The sequence below is a fragment of the Streptomyces sp. NPDC033966 genome (genome assembly GCF_055575955.1).
This window is the reverse complement of the sequence record NZ_JBVIRQ010000001.1, coordinates 333,139-348,231: the sequence shown is the minus strand read 5'-3', so window position 1 is coordinate 348,231 and position 15,093 is coordinate 333,139. Positions and strand designations below refer to the sequence as shown.

Genomic DNA, 15,093 nt, shown 5'->3' with positions numbered 1-15,093 from the left:
GGGCCGTTGACCCAAAGGAGTGCCCGCCCCGTAGCGGGTCCGTCAGTCGGCGCGCTGGTCGCTGCGGAGCCGGAACCAGTAGAAGCCGTGTCCCGCCAGGGTCAGCAGGTACGGCCACTCGCCGATCGGCGGGAAGCGCACGTCACCCGTGAGCTCCACCGGGACCCGCCCGTTGAACGACCTCAGGTCCAGTTCGGTGGGCTGTGCGAAGCGGGAGAAGTTGTGCACGCACAGCACCAGGTCGTCCCCGAACTCGCGCAGGAACGCGAGCACCGCCGGGTTGGACGAGGGCAGTTCGGTGTACGAGCCGAGGCCGAAGGCCGGGTTGGCCTTGCGGATCTCGATCAGCCTGCGGGTCCAGTGCAGCAGTGAGGAGGGCGACGCCATGGCCGCCTCGACATTGGTGACCTGGTACCCGTGGACCGGGTCCATGATGACCGGCAGGTTCAGCCTGCCCGGATCGCACGAGGAGAAACCGGCGTTGCGGTCCGGGGTCCACTGCATGGGGGTCCGTACGCCGTCGCGGTCGCCGAGCCAGATGTTGTCGCCCATGCCGATCTCGTCGCCGTAGTACAGCACCGGCGAGCCGGGCAGCGACAGCAGCAGGGCGGTGAACAGCTCCATCTGGTTGCGGTCGTTGTCCAGCAGCGGGGCGAGCCGGCGCCGGATGCCGATGTTGGCCCGCATCCGGGGGTCCTTGGCGTACTCGGCGTACATGTAGTCGCGCTCTTCGTCCGTGACCATTTCGAGGGTCAGCTCGTCGTGGTTGCGCAGGAAGATGCCCCACTGGCAGCCGTCCGGGATCGCCGGGGTCTTGGCCAGGATCTCGGAGACGGGGTAGCGCGACTCTCTTCGGACGGCCATGAAGATGCGCGGCATGACGGGGAAGTGGAAGGCCATGTGGCACTCGTCCCCGCCCTTGGCGAAGTCGCCGAAGTAGTCGACGACGTCCTCGGGCCACTGGTTCGCCTCGGCGAGCAGCACGGTGTCCGGGTAGTGCGCGTCGATCTCGGCGCGGACCCGCTTGAGGAGTTCGTGGGTGCGGGGCAGGTTCTCGCAGTTGGTGCCCTCCTCGGCGTAGAGGTAGGGCACGGCGTCGAGGCGGAACCCGTCGATGCCGAGGTCGAGCCAGAAGCGCAGCGCCGAGATGATCTCCTCCTGCACGGCCGGGTTCTCGAAGTTGAGGTCCGGCTGGTGCGAGAAGAAGCGGTGCCAGTAGTACTGCTTGCGGACGGGGTCGTACGTCCAGTTGGAGGTCTCGGTGTCGATGAAGATGACGCGGGCGTCCTGGTACTGCTTGTCGTTGTCGGCCCACATGTAGTAGTCCCCGTACGGCCCGTCGGGGTCCTTGCGGGACTGCTGGAACCACTCGTGCTGGTCGCTGGTGTGGTTCATGACGAAGTCGATGATCACCCGCATGCCGCGGGTGTGCGCGGCGTCCACGAACTCCACGAAGTCGGCGAGGTCGCCGAACTCGGGCAGCACGGAGGTGTAGTCGGAGACGTCGTAGCCGCCGTCGCGCAGCGGCGACGCGAAGAACGGCGGCAGCCACAGGCAGTCGACGCCGAGCCACTGGAGGTAGTCCAGCTTGGCGGTGAGCCCCTTGAGGTCACCGACGCCGTCGCCGTTGCTGTCGTGGAAGGAGCGGACCAGGACCTCGTAGAAGACCGCCCGCTTGAACCAGTCGGGGTCGCGGTCCTTGGCGGGGGTGTCCTCGAAGGTGTCGTGGACGGGATCGTTGATCATCATGTGGTGGGTGACCCTCCGGTGGGCGGGGACGGTCGCAGGGCGGCCAGGACGTGCGCGGGCGTACGGCCCGGTTCCAGGCGCACGTAGTTCGCCCTGCCCCAGTGGTAGGTCTCGCCGGTGAGCTCGTCGCGCACCGCGAGGGACCCGTGCCAGTCGAGGCCGAGTACCGGCATGTCCAACGAGACCGTCGCCTCCTGGGTGTGGTGCGGATCGAGGTTGACGACCACCAGTACGGAATTGCCGCCGGAGTGCTTCGAATAGGCGATCACCTGTTCGTTGTCGGTCGGGTGGAAGTGGATGTCGCGCAGCTGCTGGAGGGCGGGATTGCGCCGGCGCAGCCGGTTGAGGGCGGTGATCAGCGGGGCGATCGTGCGGCCCTCGCGGTCGGCGGCGGCCCAGTCGCGCGGGCGCAGCTCGTACTTCTCGGAGTTCAGGTACTCCTCGCTGCCCTCCCGGACCGGGGTGTTCTCGCAGAGCTCGTAGCCCGCGTAGATCCCCCAGGTGGGGGAGAGGGTGGCGGCGAGGACCGCCCGGACCTCGAAGGCGGGCCGGCCGCCCTTCTGGAGGTACTCGTGGAGGATGTCGGGCGTGTTCACGAAGAAGTTCGGCCGCATCACGGAGGCCGAGCGGTCGCCGGACAGCTCGGTCAGGTACTCGGTCAGCTCGGCCTTGGTGTTGCGCCAGGTGAAGTAGGTGTACGACTGCTGGAAGCCGACGGAGGCGAGCGCGCGCATCATCGCCGGCCGGGTGAAAGCCTCCGCCAGGAAGATCACGTCGGGGTCGGACTTGTTGATCTCCGCGATCACCTTCTGCCAGAACACGACCGGCTTGGTGTGCGGGTTGTCGACCCGGAAGATCCGGACGCCGTGGTCCATCCAGTGCCGCAGGATCCGGACCGTCTCCTCGACGATGCCGGCCATGTCCGAGTCGAAGTGGACCGGGAAGATGTCCTGGTACTTCTTCGGGGGGTTCTCGGCGTACGCGATCGTCCCGTCGGCGCGGTGGCGGAACCACTCCGGGTGCTTCTCCACCCAGGGGTGGTCGGGGGAGCACTGGAGGGCGAAGTCCAGGGCGATCTCCATCCGGAGGTCGCGGGCGCGGGCCACGAAGGCGTCGAAGTCCTCCAGGGTGCCGAGCTCGGGGTGGACCGCGTCGTGGCCGCCCTCCGTCGAGCCGATGGCCCAGGGCACGCCCGGGTCCCAACTCCCGGCGGACAGCGTGTTGTTGGGCCCCTTGCGGTGGGTAGACCCGATGGGGTGGATGGGCGGCAGGTAGACCACGTCGAAGCCCATGGCGGCGATGGCGGGCAGCCGTTCGGCGGCGGTGCGGAAGGTGCCGCTGACCGGGGCCCTGCCCGGCTCCACCACCGCTCCCTCGGAGCGGGGGAACATCTCGTACCAGGAACCGAAGAGGGCCCGCTTGCGTTCGACGATCAGCGGCAGCGGCTTGGCCGCCGTGACCAGCTCCCGGTACGGGCGCCGGGCCAGAGCCGCGTCCACCGCGGGCGCGAGCGCGGCCTCGTACCGCTGCGCGACCGGCCGGTCCTCGTCGCGCATCGCGTCGGCCGCGGCCAGTACGGCCTCGCGGCCGTCCCGCTTGGGGATCTTCGCGGCGGCGCGCTCGTAGAGCTCCGCGCCTTCGAGGAGGGTCAGCCCGGTGTCGAGGCCGGCCGGGATCTTGATCGCGGCGTGGGCGCGCCAGGTGGCGACCGGGTCGCTCCACGCCTCTACGGTGTAGGTCCACCTTCCCTCGACCTCGGCGGAAACGCGGGCACCCCACCGGTCCGTACCGGGGGCGAGTTCCCGCAGCGGCACCGGCGGGCGCAGCCGCCCGCTCGGGTCGCGCAGGACGACATGGGCGGCTACGGCGTCGTGGCCCTCGCGGAACACGGTGGCGGAGATCTCGAGGACCTCGTCCACGACCGCCTTGGCGGGTCTGGCGCCGCAGTCGACGGCGGGGCGGACGTCCAGCACGGGAATGCGACCGATCATGATGGGATCACCTGGGGGCAGTTCGCAGGGCTCGGTGACGGTCCAGCCGGAGTCACGGCTGGTAGTGCACGCTCTGTTCGCTCTGTTTCTAGCCGCTCGGAAGACGGCTGGGCTGCGGGCATGGCCGCTCCTGTCCGCGTTCACTCGGGTGGCGGGGAAAGGTTGTGGGCGGGTGCGCCGTGCGTGTAGTACCGCGTGTACCCGCACAGCCCTTCCCACTCTCACCCCGCCCAATCCGCGCCGTCGGTTAACTACTCGTACGTAGTGGGACGCGGAGGACCAAGGAACGGCTCGGCGCGGCCCGGCATCCGCCGAGGCTCCGTCAAGTCGGCGAGGATGGGCCGATGGACAGCGAAAACACCTCCGTCACGCAAGCCCCCACAGCCCCTCCCGCCCCATGGGGCGAGGACCTCCAGCCGGTGTTCGGCCTCCCCTGCGGCATGGTGCTGCGGCCCTGGCGCGAGGCGGACGCCCCGGTGCTGGCCGAGGCGTACGCGGACCCCGGCATCCGGCACTGGAACCGGCCCGAGCCCGAGACCCCCGCGTCGGCCGCCGCCCGGATCGCCCGCTGGAACCGGCGCTGGGCGGAGCGGGAGGCGGCGGTCTGGGCCGTGTCCCCGTCGCCGGACTCCGCGGCCGTGGGCCTGATCGGGATCGCCGACTTCGATCCGGAGGGCGCGAGCGCGGAACTCGTGTACTGGCTGCTCCCGGACGGGCGCGGGCGCGGGGTGATACCGCAGGGGGTGCGCGCGGCGTCCGAGTGGGCCTTCCGCACGGCCGGCCTGCACCGGCTGCGGATCTGCCACTCGGTGGCCAACCCGGCCTCCTGCGCGGTCGCGCTGAAGGCCGGCTTCCCGCTGGAGGGAACCATGCGCGGCGCGCTCCTGCACGCCGACGGCTGGCACGACGAGCACCTCCACGCCCGCCTGGCCACGGACGCCTGACGGACGGCTCCGACTGCCCCGACGGCCCGGGCCGGGACGCGCCATGGCCGGGGCCGGGCTCGGACGCTAGCCTTCCGGGGGCGACGTGCGGGTGCACAGCGTGGTGCGGTCGCTCCGATCCGTCATCCCCTGCGAAGGTGGAACGTGTGAAGGCTATCCGTCGATTCACCGTGCGCCCCGTCCTCCCCGAACCCCTGATGCCGCTCGCCGACCTCGCGCGCAACCTGCGCTGGTCGTGGCATACGGAAACCCGTGAACTCTTCCAATCCGTCGACCCCGAGGGCTGGCAGGCCGCCGGCGGCGACCCCGTCCGGCTGCTCGGCGCCGTGCCCGCCTCCCGGCTGGAGGAACTCGCCGCCGACCGGCGGTTCCTGCGGCGGCTGGCCGTGGCCGCCGCCGACCTCGACGACTACCTGCACGGCGGCAGGTGGTACCAGACCAGCGAGAACGCCGCGGAGTTCCCCGCCGCCATCGCCTACTTCTCCCCCGAGTTCGGCATCACCGCCGCCCTGCCCCAGTACTCCGGCGGCCTCGGGATCCTCGCCGGGGACCACCTCAAGGCCGCCAGCGACCTCGGCGTCCCCGTCATCGGCGTCGGCCTGCTCTACCGGCACGGCTACTTCCGCCAGTCGCTCTCCCGCGACGGCTGGCAGCAGGAGCACTACCCGGTACTCGATCCCCACGAGCTGCCCCTGTCCCTGCTGCGGCAGGAGGACGGCCTCCCCGCCCGGGTGACGCTCACCCTGCCCGGCGGGCGGTCGTTGCACGCGCACATCTGGCAGGCCCGCGTCGGCCGGGTGCCGCTGCTCCTGCTCGACTCAGACGTCGAGGACAACGACGCCGGCGCCCGCGAGGTGACCGACCGGCTCTACGGCGGCGGAAGCGACCACCGCCTCCTCCAGGAGATGCTGCTCGGCGTCGGCGGCGTCCGCGCCGTACGCGCGTACTGCCGGATCACCGGCCACGCCGACCCCGAGGTCTTTCACACCAACGAGGGACACGCCGGCTTCCTCGGACTTGAACGCATAAGGGAACTCGACGGCGAGCAGGGCCTCGGCTTCGACGCGGCCGTCGAAGCCGTGCGCGCCGGGACCGTGTTCACCACGCACACCCCCGTGCCCGCCGGCATCGACCGCTTCGAGCGCTCCCTGGTCGCACGGCACTTCGGCGACGGCGGCGAGCTGCCCGGCGTACCCGTCGAGCGGATCCTGGAACTGGGCGCCGAGACCTACCCGGGCGGTGACCCCGGGGTGTTCAACATGGCCGTGATGGGCCTGCGCCTCGCCCAGCGCGCCAACGGCGTCTCCACCCTCCACGGGGCGGTCAGCCGGGGCATGTTCGCCGGGCTCTGGCCGGGCTTCGACGCCGCCGACGTGCCCATCACCTCCGTGACGAACGGGGTGCACGCCCCGACCTGGGTCGCCCCCGAGGTCATGCGGCTCGGCGCCCGCCAGATCGGGGCCGGACGGACCGAGGACGCCCTCGCCGTGGGCGCCTCCGCCCGCTGGGATGCCGTCGCGCAGATCGCCGACCAGGACGTGTGGGACGTACGCCGGGCCCTGCGCGAGCAGCTGGTCCAGGAGGTGCGCGACCGGCTGCGCGCCTCGTGGAAGCAGCGCGGGGCCGCCGACGCCGAACTCGGCTGGGTGGACGGCGTCCTCGACCCGGACGTGCTGACCATCGGCTTCGCCCGCCGCGTGCCCTCGTACAAGCGGCTCACGCTGATGCTGCGCGACCCCGAGAGGCTGCGCCGGCTGCTGCTGGACCCGGACCGCCCCGTGCAGATCGTCGTCGCCGGCAAGGCGCACCCGGCCGACGACGGCGGCAAGCGGCTCGTGCAGGAGCTGGTCCGCTTCTCCGACGACCCGCGCGTGCGCCACCGCATCGTCTTCCTGCCCGACTACGGCATGGCCATGGCGCAGAAGCTCTACCCGGGCTGCGACGTCTGGCTCAACAACCCGCTGCGCCCGCTGGAGGCCTGCGGCACCAGCGGGATGAAGGCCGCCCTCAACGGCTGCCTCAACCTGTCCGTGCTGGACGGCTGGTGGGACGAGTGGTTCGAGCCCGACTTCGGCTGGGCCATCCCCACCGCCGACGGGCTCGGCACGGACGAGGACCGCCGCGACGACCTGGAGGCCGGATCCCTCTACGAGCTGATCGAGAAGCGGGTCGCACCCCGCTTCTACGACCGGGACGGGGGGGCCGGACTGCCCGTGCGGTGGATCGAGATGGTCCGCCGCACCCTGGTGTCCCTGGGCCCGAAGGTGCTCGCGGGCCGGATGGTGCGGGAGTACGTGGAACGCCTCTACGCCCCCGCCGCGCTCTCCCACCGGGCCCTGACCCCCGGCGCCGCACAGGAACTGGCCTGGTGGAAGGGCCGGATCCGGGCCTCCTGGCCACGGGTCGCCGTCGAGCACGTGGAGGCCGTCGCCGCCGCGCCCGTGGGGGGCACCGCCGAACTGGGCGCCACCCTCACCCTGCGGGTGCGGGTCGCGCTGGACGCGCTCGCGCCGGAGGACGTGGAGGTGCAGGCCGTCGCCGGGCGGGTCGACGCCCAGGACGTGATCCGGGACGGGCGGGCCTTCCCGCTCAAGCCCGCCGCCGGACCCGACCTGGAGGGGCGCTGGGTGTACGAGGGCCCGCTCGCGCTGGACCGGACGGGGCCCTTCGGCTACACCGTACGGATCCTGCCGACGCACCCGCTGCTGGCGACCCCGGCCGAACTCGGCCTGGTCGCGGCCCCGGTGGACACTGACGCGCTGGGCGGCGTACTGCTGCGCTGAGCCGCTGCGGGCGGGATCAGGGGGCGGGCGGCGGATCCACCAGCCGCCCGCCCTCGACCAGCATCCCGGCCCGCTTCACACTGCGCAGGGCCGGGATCACCTCCACCTGGCCCACGCCGTCCACCGCGCCGATCCGCTCCGTCAGATAGGTGTAGAGGGCGTCGGTGTCGCGGCACACCACCACCGCCATCAGGGAGGCCGCCCCCGTCACGGCAGCCGCGAAGGGCACCTCGCGGTGACCCGCCAGCGCGTTCCCCACCTCCGCCAGCCGGGCCGGCGGGACGGTCAGCACCAGCGTCGCCTCCGCCTCGTAGCCGAACAGCTCGGGCACGAACTCCACGTCGAAGAAGACCGCCCCGAGGTCCCGCAGCCGCTCCAGCCGCCGGCGGGCGGTGGACTCCGACAGCCCGGCGGCGCGCGCCAGCTCCGGATACCCCGCGCGGCCGTCCCGGCCCAGCACCGCCAGCAGGGCCGACTCCGCCGCGTTGAGGACGTACCGCTCCGGCCCCGGCTCGGCCGGAGGGCGCTGAAGGGCCGCGATCTGGTCGGGGCGCAGCTCGTCGACGCCCGCCCACGCGTCGGGACCGCCGAAGAACTTCCGCAGGATGGTGTGGGCGCTGATGCCGGTGACCCGGCGGGTGCGCGGCAGCTTCTCCAGCAGCAGGGCGTCGCGGTCACGGCGGGTACGGGCCCGGGTCATGCAGTGGATCTCCGTGCCGCCGGAGTTCATGGTCACCCAGGCGATGTCCGGCCGGCGGGCGAGCGCCTCGGCGACCGGGAGCGCCGCGTCGGGGGTGCACTGCACCCGCAGCCAGGACTCGAACAGCCCGACGCGGCTGCCCACCGGCAGCCCGACGACCCGGATCAGCCCGGCGCTCCGCAGCCGCCGGTAGCGGCGCACGACGGTCTGGTCGGAGACCTCCAGCACCTCGGCGATGCGGCTGAAGGGGGCCCGGCCGTCGATCACCAGGGCGTGGATCAGGGACCGGTCGAGACCGTCCAGCTCTTCGCGATTCACGGTTTCCATCACCACAGCATCCCCGATGACGGAAATCCGGCAGAGGGTGCTCGCTGGGTGGGGTTCCGGAACGGGCCGCTGCGACCGTGGGGTCACACGGGGCGCGCCCCGCCTCCCGACCCCCGATCCGAGGAGACCCCCATGCGTAAGTGGCTGCCGCTGACCGCGGTGTGCCTCGGGGCGTTCATGCTCCTGGTCGACGTCACGATCGTGACCGTCGCCCTCCCGGACATGGCCGCCGACATGCGTACCGACTTCGCCGGCCTCCAGTGGGTGATGGACGTCTACGCCCTCGCCCTGGCCGCCCTGCTGCTCGGCGCGGGCTCGCTCGCCGACCGGATCGGCCGCCGCCGCGTCTACCTGGGCGGGCTGGTGCTCTTCGCCGCCTCCTCCCTCGCCTGCGGGGTCGCGGACGGCCCGGCCGCGCTGATCGCCTTCCGCGCGGTGCAGGGCGTCGGGGGCGCGGCGATGTTCGCCACCACCATGGCCCTGCTCAGCGCGGCCTACCAGGGCCGTGACCGGGGCGTCGCCTTCGGCGTGTGGGGCGCGGTCAACGGCGCCGCCGCCGCGGCCGGGCCGGTCATCGGCGGACTGCTGACCGAGCACTTCGGCTGGCGCTGGATCTTCTTCATCAACCTGCCCGTCTGCGTGCTGGCCGTCTGGGTGACCCTGAAGGCCGTGGCCGAGTCCCGCGACCCGCGGGCGCGGGGGCTCGACCTGCCGGGCATGGCCACCTTCACCGTGGGGGCCGCGGCCCTGACGTACGCCCTGATCAGGGTCGGAGAGAACGGCTGGACCTCGGCCGCCACCCTCGGGCCGGCCGGCCTCGCGGTGGCCGCGTTCGCCGCCTTCGTCCTCGTCGAACTGCGCGGCTCCCGCCCGATGCTGGACCTGTCGCTCTTCCGCAGCCCGGTCTTCGTGGCGGTGATGGCCGCCGGGCTGCTGCTGTCCGGCGCGGCGTTCTCGTACCTGATGTACGTCTCCCTCTGGCTCCAGTCCGCCGAGGGGATGAGCCCGGTGGGCGGCGGCCTGGTGCTGCTGCCGATGAGCCTCGCCGGCTTCGTCGTCGCGGCGCTGGCCGGGCGGCTGCTGCACGGGGCCCCGCCCCGGCTGACGATCGGCGGCGGGCTGCTGCTGATCGGGGCGGGGGCGCTGCTCCAGGCCTGGATGCTGGACGCGGGTGACGGCTGGACCGCGCTGGCGCCCGGACTGCTGGTGAGCGGCGTGGGCGTGGGCATGGCGACCCCCGCGCTGGCGGCCACCGCGATGGGGGCGGTGGCCCCGGCCCGGGCGGGCATGGCCGGCGGCGTGCTGAACACCGCGCGGCAGCTGGGCACCGCGCTGGGGATCGCGGTGCTGGGCGCGGTGTTCCACGCCGGGCTGGCTGACGGGCTCGACGGGCGGCCCCGGGAGCTCGCCGACGCCCTGGCCTCCGGCGGGGCGGGGCGGCTGCTGGCGGCGCCGGGGGCGCGGGAGTGGGTCGACGCCGCCTTCGCGAGCGGGCTGCGGGACACCTTCCTGGTCTCGGGGGCGCTGGGCCTGGCGGGTGCGCTGGCGGTGGCGCTGCTGGTCCGCCGCCCGGCCGCCGGGGCCCCGGTCCCGGCACAGGGCGGTGCTCCGGCGGGAGTTCCCGCGTCCGGGCGGACCTCCGCCTGAGCCGCGCCGGCGCCCGTACGGCCGTACGGGCGCCGGGGTGATCCGGGCGGCTCCCCGGGAGGGTGAACCTTCGAACACGCGGTGCATGGCGGTGCTCCCGGTGGCCGGTCCGCTCCTAGGCTGCCCCCGGATGTCCACCGGACCCGGTCCCCACGCACCCCGAGAAACGGACTCTCACATGCGTCTTCGCTCCACCGCAGCGGCCGCGCTCCTCGCCTCCCTCGCGCTCGTCCTCCCGGCCGCCGGCCCGTCCCTGGCCGTCGGCCACGACCGCGACCACGACACCCTGGGCGAACTGCACTACCGGTTCACCGACGACGGCGGCGACGTGCACCGCAGGACGCTCGAGCCCGCCGACAACGACACCTGCTACCGGCTGACGGGCACCTCGCAGAACCGGCCCGCGTTCTGGGTGGAGAACGACACGGAGTCCCTCGCCCTGCTCTTCAGGGACAACAGCTGCGGCGGCGAGGCCCAGGAGACGCTGCGGCCGGGCGAGCGGGCGCACGACCTGAACGTCCGGTCGGTGTTCTTCAAGCCGAGCGGGCACCACGGCGGGCACCACGGCGGCCGTGACGACTGGGACGACCGTGACGACCGTGACGACTGGGACGACGACCGCAGCATGGCCCGCCCGGGGCAGGGGCGGAGCATGACCCAGGGCGACTTCATGAAGAGCGTCTTCCGGAGCATCGGCTGAGGGCCGCCGCCCGGACATGGGACAGGGCCGCCCGGGGAGTTCTTCTCCCGGGCGGCCCCGTGGTTCAGCGGTTCAGCCGTGGTTCACTCCCTGCCCCGGAGGGGGTCAGAAGGTGAGCTTCCAGCTGTCGATCTTGCCGGTGTCCAGGCTCGCGTTGTCGTTGACCCGGAGCTTCCAGACGCCCTGGGCGACCTCGGAGGAGGCGTCCACCGTGTAGCTCCTGACGATGTTGTCCGCACTGCCGCCGGAACGGTTGTGCAGGTTGTAGACGCTGCCGTCGGGCGCGACCAGGTCGACCTTCAGGTCACCGATGTAGGTGTGGACGATGTTGACGTCCACCTTGAGGGTGCTCGGCGCGTTGCCGGTGCGGGTCACCGTGACCGGGGACTCGACGGTCGCGTTGTCGGCGATCGCGTAGTCGTTCGTGTTCTCGAACACGTTCTGCTGCGAGGTGCCCACGGTCCAGGTGAAGGACGCCGTACCCGACTTGGAGGCCGAGTCGGTCACCGTGACGGTCACGTTGGACGTGGCCGCGGTGGTCGCCGTACCGGAGATCAGACCGGTCGAGGAGTTGATCGACAGGCCGGCCGGCAGGCCGGTCGCCGAGTAGGTCAGCGAGCCCGGGTTGGTGCTGGTCGCCTGGACCTGGAGGCTCACCGCGGTGTTGATCTGGGTGTTCTGGTTGGCGATCGGGCTGACCGTCACGCCGTCGTTGATGCGCGGGCCGACGTTGATGGCGGCCCAGGCGTTGGCGACGTTGTTGTACGTGGCCGAGCCCTGGCCGTACAGGTCGGCGGCGGCCTTCAGCGTCTGGACGCGGGCGTCGGCGTAGTTGGTGGTCGACTTGAAGTAGCCCACCGTCAGCGCGCGGAACCAGATCTTCGAGGCGGCGTCACGGCCGATCGGGGTGACGGGCAGGCCGTCGGAGGTCGGCGAGTCGTAGCTCACGCCGTTGATGACCTTGGCGCCGGAGCCCTCGGAGGCCAGGTAGTACCAGTGGTTGGCCGGGCCCGAGGAGTAGTGGACGTCGATGCCGCCGATGCCGGAGTACCAGGCGTCCTTGGAGGAGCCGTCCTTGCTCGGCTTGTCCATGTAGCGCAGCGGGGTGCCGTTGCCGCGGATGTCGATCTTCTCGCCGACCAGGTAGTCGCCGACGTCCTGCGGGTTGTTGGCGTAGAACTCGACCGCCGCCGCCATGATGTCGGAGGTGGCCTCGTTCAGACCGCCGGGCTCGCCGCTGTAGGTCATGTTGCCGGTGACCGAGGTGAGGCCGTGGGTCATCTCGTGCGCGGCCACGTCGATCGAGGTGAGCGGCTTGGCGTTGCCGTCACCGTCGCCGTAGGTCATGCAGAAGCAGGAGTCGTCCCAGAAGGCGTTGACGTACGCGTTGCCGTAGTGGACCCGGCTGTACGGGGCCACGCCGTCGTTGCGCAGGCCGTTGCGGCCGTGGACGTTCTTGTAGTAGTCCCACGTGACCTGGGCGCCGTAGTGGGCGTCCGCGCCGGCCGTCTCGGTGTTGGACGGGGAGCCGTTGCCCCAGATGTCGTCCGGGCCGGAGAACAGGGTGCCGGTGCCGGAGGTGCCCCGGTTCAGGTTGTAGGTCTTGTGGCTGCCGCGGCCCGCGTCGGTGAGCGTCCAGTTGCTGCCCGACTGCGAGGAGCCGAGGGTGACCTGACCGCTGTACTGGGTGTTGCCGGTACCGGTCTGGACGCCCTGCCACTGGGAGATCTTCGCGCCGGTCTTGGCGTTCGTGATCACGTGGAGCTGGCTCGGGGTGCCGTCGTCCTGGAGGCCGCCGACGACGGTCTCGAAGGCGAGGACCGGGACGCCGTCCGCGGCCCAGATGACCTTGCGGGCACCCTTGTCGGCCTTGGTCTGCTTGGAGCCCTCGGCGTTCGCAGCCGAAACGGCCTGGCCCTCGGCGGCGGCCGGGGTCACGGTGGCGGTGGTGTCCGAGACCTTGATCTCGTGCTGGGTCGCCTTGGTCACGCTCTTGGTGACGCCGCCCTTGGCGTGGACGGTGAGGTCACCGCCGAGCACGGGCAGACCGTCGTAGGTCCGCTCGTAGGTGGTGTGCGTGGTGCCGTCCGCGTCCTTGGTCACATCGCGGACGATCAGCTTCTCGCCACCACCGAGGCCGAGCGCCTTCGCGGCCTGGGCGGTGGTCGAGTTGGCCTCGGTGATGAGCGTCGCACGCTCCGAAGCGCTGAGTGCTGCGGGGGCCGCGCCCGGGTTGGGCTGGGCGGCCGTGCGGGTCTGCGACGCGGTCGCGTCGGCGGTGGCGGTACCGGCCTGTATGCCTACGGCGAGCAGGGCGGCCGCGGCTACGAGCGCGCCGGCCGCGGTGGCACGCCGCTGGGGGGTGGGACTCAACGCAGACTCCTTCTGCAAGGGGGGGTTCCGGATGGCTGGGTGGGCCTCCGGGCAGATCAGGGCTGGTGCGATGAACGGATCGAAGAGTGCCAGCTGTTTGCTGCGATGTCAGGGCCACATCAAAAGGTTGGCCGGAAACAGTCCGTTGTCCGAAGATACGTATCCGGTATCCGAACCATTCACCTTTGTGTGGGAGGGGCCCCGCCGGCGGACGGAACGCTTGCTACCGGCTGTTAACACTTGGGCAACAAGGGATCCCGCCAACCCGAACGGCATTTACCGTACGGGTGTTTGTCGTACTGTTTCCCGGTGCGACATGTGTTCGCTGCCAGGGGAAGCAGTGGACAGGTGGCACCGACCTAGACCACGTGCCAGGGGGGCCCATGAGGCATGTTCGTTTTCCTGAGCAAAGAGTGGCCTCCGAGGTGGCCGGGCCCGACGGGCCGTCAGCGCCCCCGGTGCGGCGGCTCGGTGACAAGGCGCGGTGGTACCTGCCCGTGGCCGTGACGGCCGACCTCGTCGGTGCCGCCGTGCCCGTCGGCCTGGTCTTCGACGCCGCCGGGCAGGCCAGGCCCCTCCACTGCGCGGTCGGCGCGGCCCTCGCCTGGACCGGGGTGCAGGCGCTGCGCCGACGGTACGTCACCCGGGTCCTCGGAGAGTCCCGCGGAGCGCTCCCCGTACTGCACGACTGGCTGATTCTGATCGGCGTCCTGGCCGTCGCCCGGGTGGTGACGGCGGAGGAGACCCCCCGTCTCGCCGCCCTCGGCGCGCTGCTGCCCGCGCTCCTCGTCACCGTCGGGTGCCACAAACTGACGTACCGCCACCTGTCGGCCGACCGCCGCGAGGTACAGGCCGTCAGCCGCGTGCTGGTGGTCGGCGAGCCCGCCGCCGCCGAGCACGTCATCGCGCACCTCGCCGCGCGCACCGACCACCCGTACGTCGTCGTCGGCATCGTCCCCGTCGGCGGGGGCCCCCTCGCCGGCGGGATGCCGGTCGCGGCCAGGCTGGACGCCTCGATGCCGAAGGCGCCGAACCGGGACGCGTCGGCCGTGCTGCGCGCCGTCCGCCGCCACCACGCCGACCTGGTGCTCGTGGCGCCCGGGGCGCGCTTCGCGGGGGAGCGGCTGCGGCGGGTTGCCTGGGCCCTGCACGACGAGGGCCTCGAACTCGCCGTCTGCCCGGGGCTGGTGGAGATATCCGTCAAGCGGCTGGAGACCCTGTCGGCGGGCGGCCTCGCCGTGCTGCGGGTCGCGCCGCCCGTGCGGCGGGGGGTGCAGCCCCTGCTCAAGGCGGTGCTCGACCGGGTGGGGGCGGCTGTCGGGCTGCTGCTGCTGTCGCCGCTGTTCCTCGGGCTCGTCCTGGCCATCCGCCTCGGCTCGACGGGGCCGGCCTTCTACAGTCAGCGGCGCGTCGGGCGCGACGGGGTCCCCTTCGTCATGTGGAAGTTCCGCACGATGGTGACGGACGCCGACCGGCTCAAGGCCGAGCTCGCGGGGGCCAACGAGAACGACGGCCTGATGTTCAAGATGCGCCGCGACCCCCGCGTGACCCGGGTGGGCCGGCTGCTGCGCCGCACCTCGCTGGACGAACTCCCGCAGCTCGTCAACGTACTGACGGGCAGCATGTCGCTGGTCGGCCCCCGCCCTCCGCTGCCCGAGGAGGTGGCGGAGTACGACGAGGTCGAGCTGCGCCGGCTCACCGTACGGCCCGGGATGACCGGCCTGTGGCAGATCAGCGGGCGGTCGGACCTGTCCTGGGACGAAACGATTCAGCTGGATCTGCAGTACGTGGACAACTGGTCCTTCACCAGCGACGTCGACGTCATGGGCCGTACGCTCCGCGCCGTGGTCGACGGCCGCGGAGCGTACTGAGGGGCCAC

9 protein-coding genes are annotated in these 15,093 nt (G+C 72.1%); 5 read left to right on the top strand and 4 right to left on the bottom strand.

The window, feature by feature from the left end; translation table 11 throughout:
- Positions 1 to 42: 42 nt before the first annotated feature.
- Together treS and ACZ518_RS01600 are read right to left on the bottom strand one after the other, a co-directional pair.
- Positions 43 to 1,749 (bottom strand): maltose alpha-D-glucosyltransferase, encoded by a 1,707-nt coding sequence (gene treS / locus ACZ518_RS01605; RefSeq protein WP_469111031.1) that lies wholly within the window; start codon positions 1,747 to 1,749, stop codon positions 43 to 45.
- Entirely contained in the window at positions 1,746 to 3,740 is a 1,995-nt protein-coding gene (locus ACZ518_RS01600; protein WP_469111030.1) for an alpha-1,4-glucan--maltose-1-phosphate maltosyltransferase, read from the bottom strand. The genes treS and ACZ518_RS01600 overlap by 4 nt, the downstream gene beginning before the upstream one ends.
- A gap of 344 nt (positions 3,741 to 4,084) precedes the next feature.
- Between ACZ518_RS01600 and ACZ518_RS01595 the strand changes: the two genes are divergently transcribed.
- Both ACZ518_RS01595 and glgP read left to right on the top strand, forming a co-directional pair.
- The gene (locus ACZ518_RS01595) at positions 4,085 to 4,684 is read left to right on the top strand and encodes a GNAT family N-acetyltransferase (RefSeq protein WP_469111029.1); all 600 of its coding nucleotides are present in this window, start codon (positions 4,085 to 4,087) and stop codon (positions 4,682 to 4,684) included.
- A gap of 146 nt (positions 4,685 to 4,830) precedes the next feature.
- Positions 4,831 to 7,467, top strand: a complete 2,637-nt coding sequence (glgP, locus tag ACZ518_RS01590) for an alpha-glucan family phosphorylase (protein WP_469111028.1) — start codon at positions 4,831 to 4,833, stop codon at positions 7,465 to 7,467.
- A 16-nt stretch (positions 7,468 to 7,483) separates the two neighbouring features.
- Here glgP and ACZ518_RS01585 read toward each other — a convergent pair whose 3' ends face one another.
- On the bottom strand, positions 7,484 to 8,494 hold the full coding sequence (locus tag ACZ518_RS01585) for an Lrp/AsnC family transcriptional regulator (RefSeq protein ID WP_469111027.1): 1,011 nt from the start codon (positions 8,492 to 8,494) through the stop codon (positions 7,484 to 7,486).
- A 132-nt stretch (positions 8,495 to 8,626) separates the two neighbouring features.
- On the opposite strand from ACZ518_RS01585, the gene ACZ518_RS01580 reads away from it, so the two are divergent.
- Together ACZ518_RS01580 and ACZ518_RS01575 are read left to right on the top strand one after the other, a co-directional pair.
- The gene (locus ACZ518_RS01580; protein WP_469111026.1) at positions 8,627 to 10,141 is read left to right on the top strand and encodes an MFS transporter; all 1,515 of its coding nucleotides are present in this window, start codon (positions 8,627 to 8,629) and stop codon (positions 10,139 to 10,141) included.
- A 178-nt stretch (positions 10,142 to 10,319) separates the two neighbouring features.
- Positions 10,320 to 10,841 carry a hypothetical protein gene (locus ACZ518_RS01575; protein ID WP_469111025.1) on the top strand — a complete coding sequence of 174 codons (522 nt, stop codon included), beginning with the start codon at positions 10,320 to 10,322 and terminating at the stop codon, positions 10,839 to 10,841.
- Positions 10,842 to 10,946: 105 nt separating this feature from the next.
- Here the strand turns inward: ACZ518_RS01575 and ACZ518_RS01570 are convergent, their stop codons facing one another.
- Positions 10,947 to 13,214 carry a M4 family metallopeptidase gene (locus ACZ518_RS01570; protein WP_469111024.1) on the bottom strand — a complete coding sequence of 756 codons (2,268 nt, stop codon included), beginning with the start codon at positions 13,212 to 13,214 and terminating at the stop codon, positions 10,947 to 10,949.
- 383 nt (positions 13,215 to 13,597) lie between these two features.
- Here ACZ518_RS01570 and ACZ518_RS01565 point away from each other — a divergent pair, with 383 nt between their 5' ends.
- Entirely contained in the window at positions 13,598 to 15,085 is a 1,488-nt protein-coding gene (locus ACZ518_RS01565; RefSeq protein ID WP_469111023.1) for a sugar transferase, read from the top strand.
- The last annotated feature ends 8 nt before the right edge of the window (positions 15,086 to 15,093 follow it).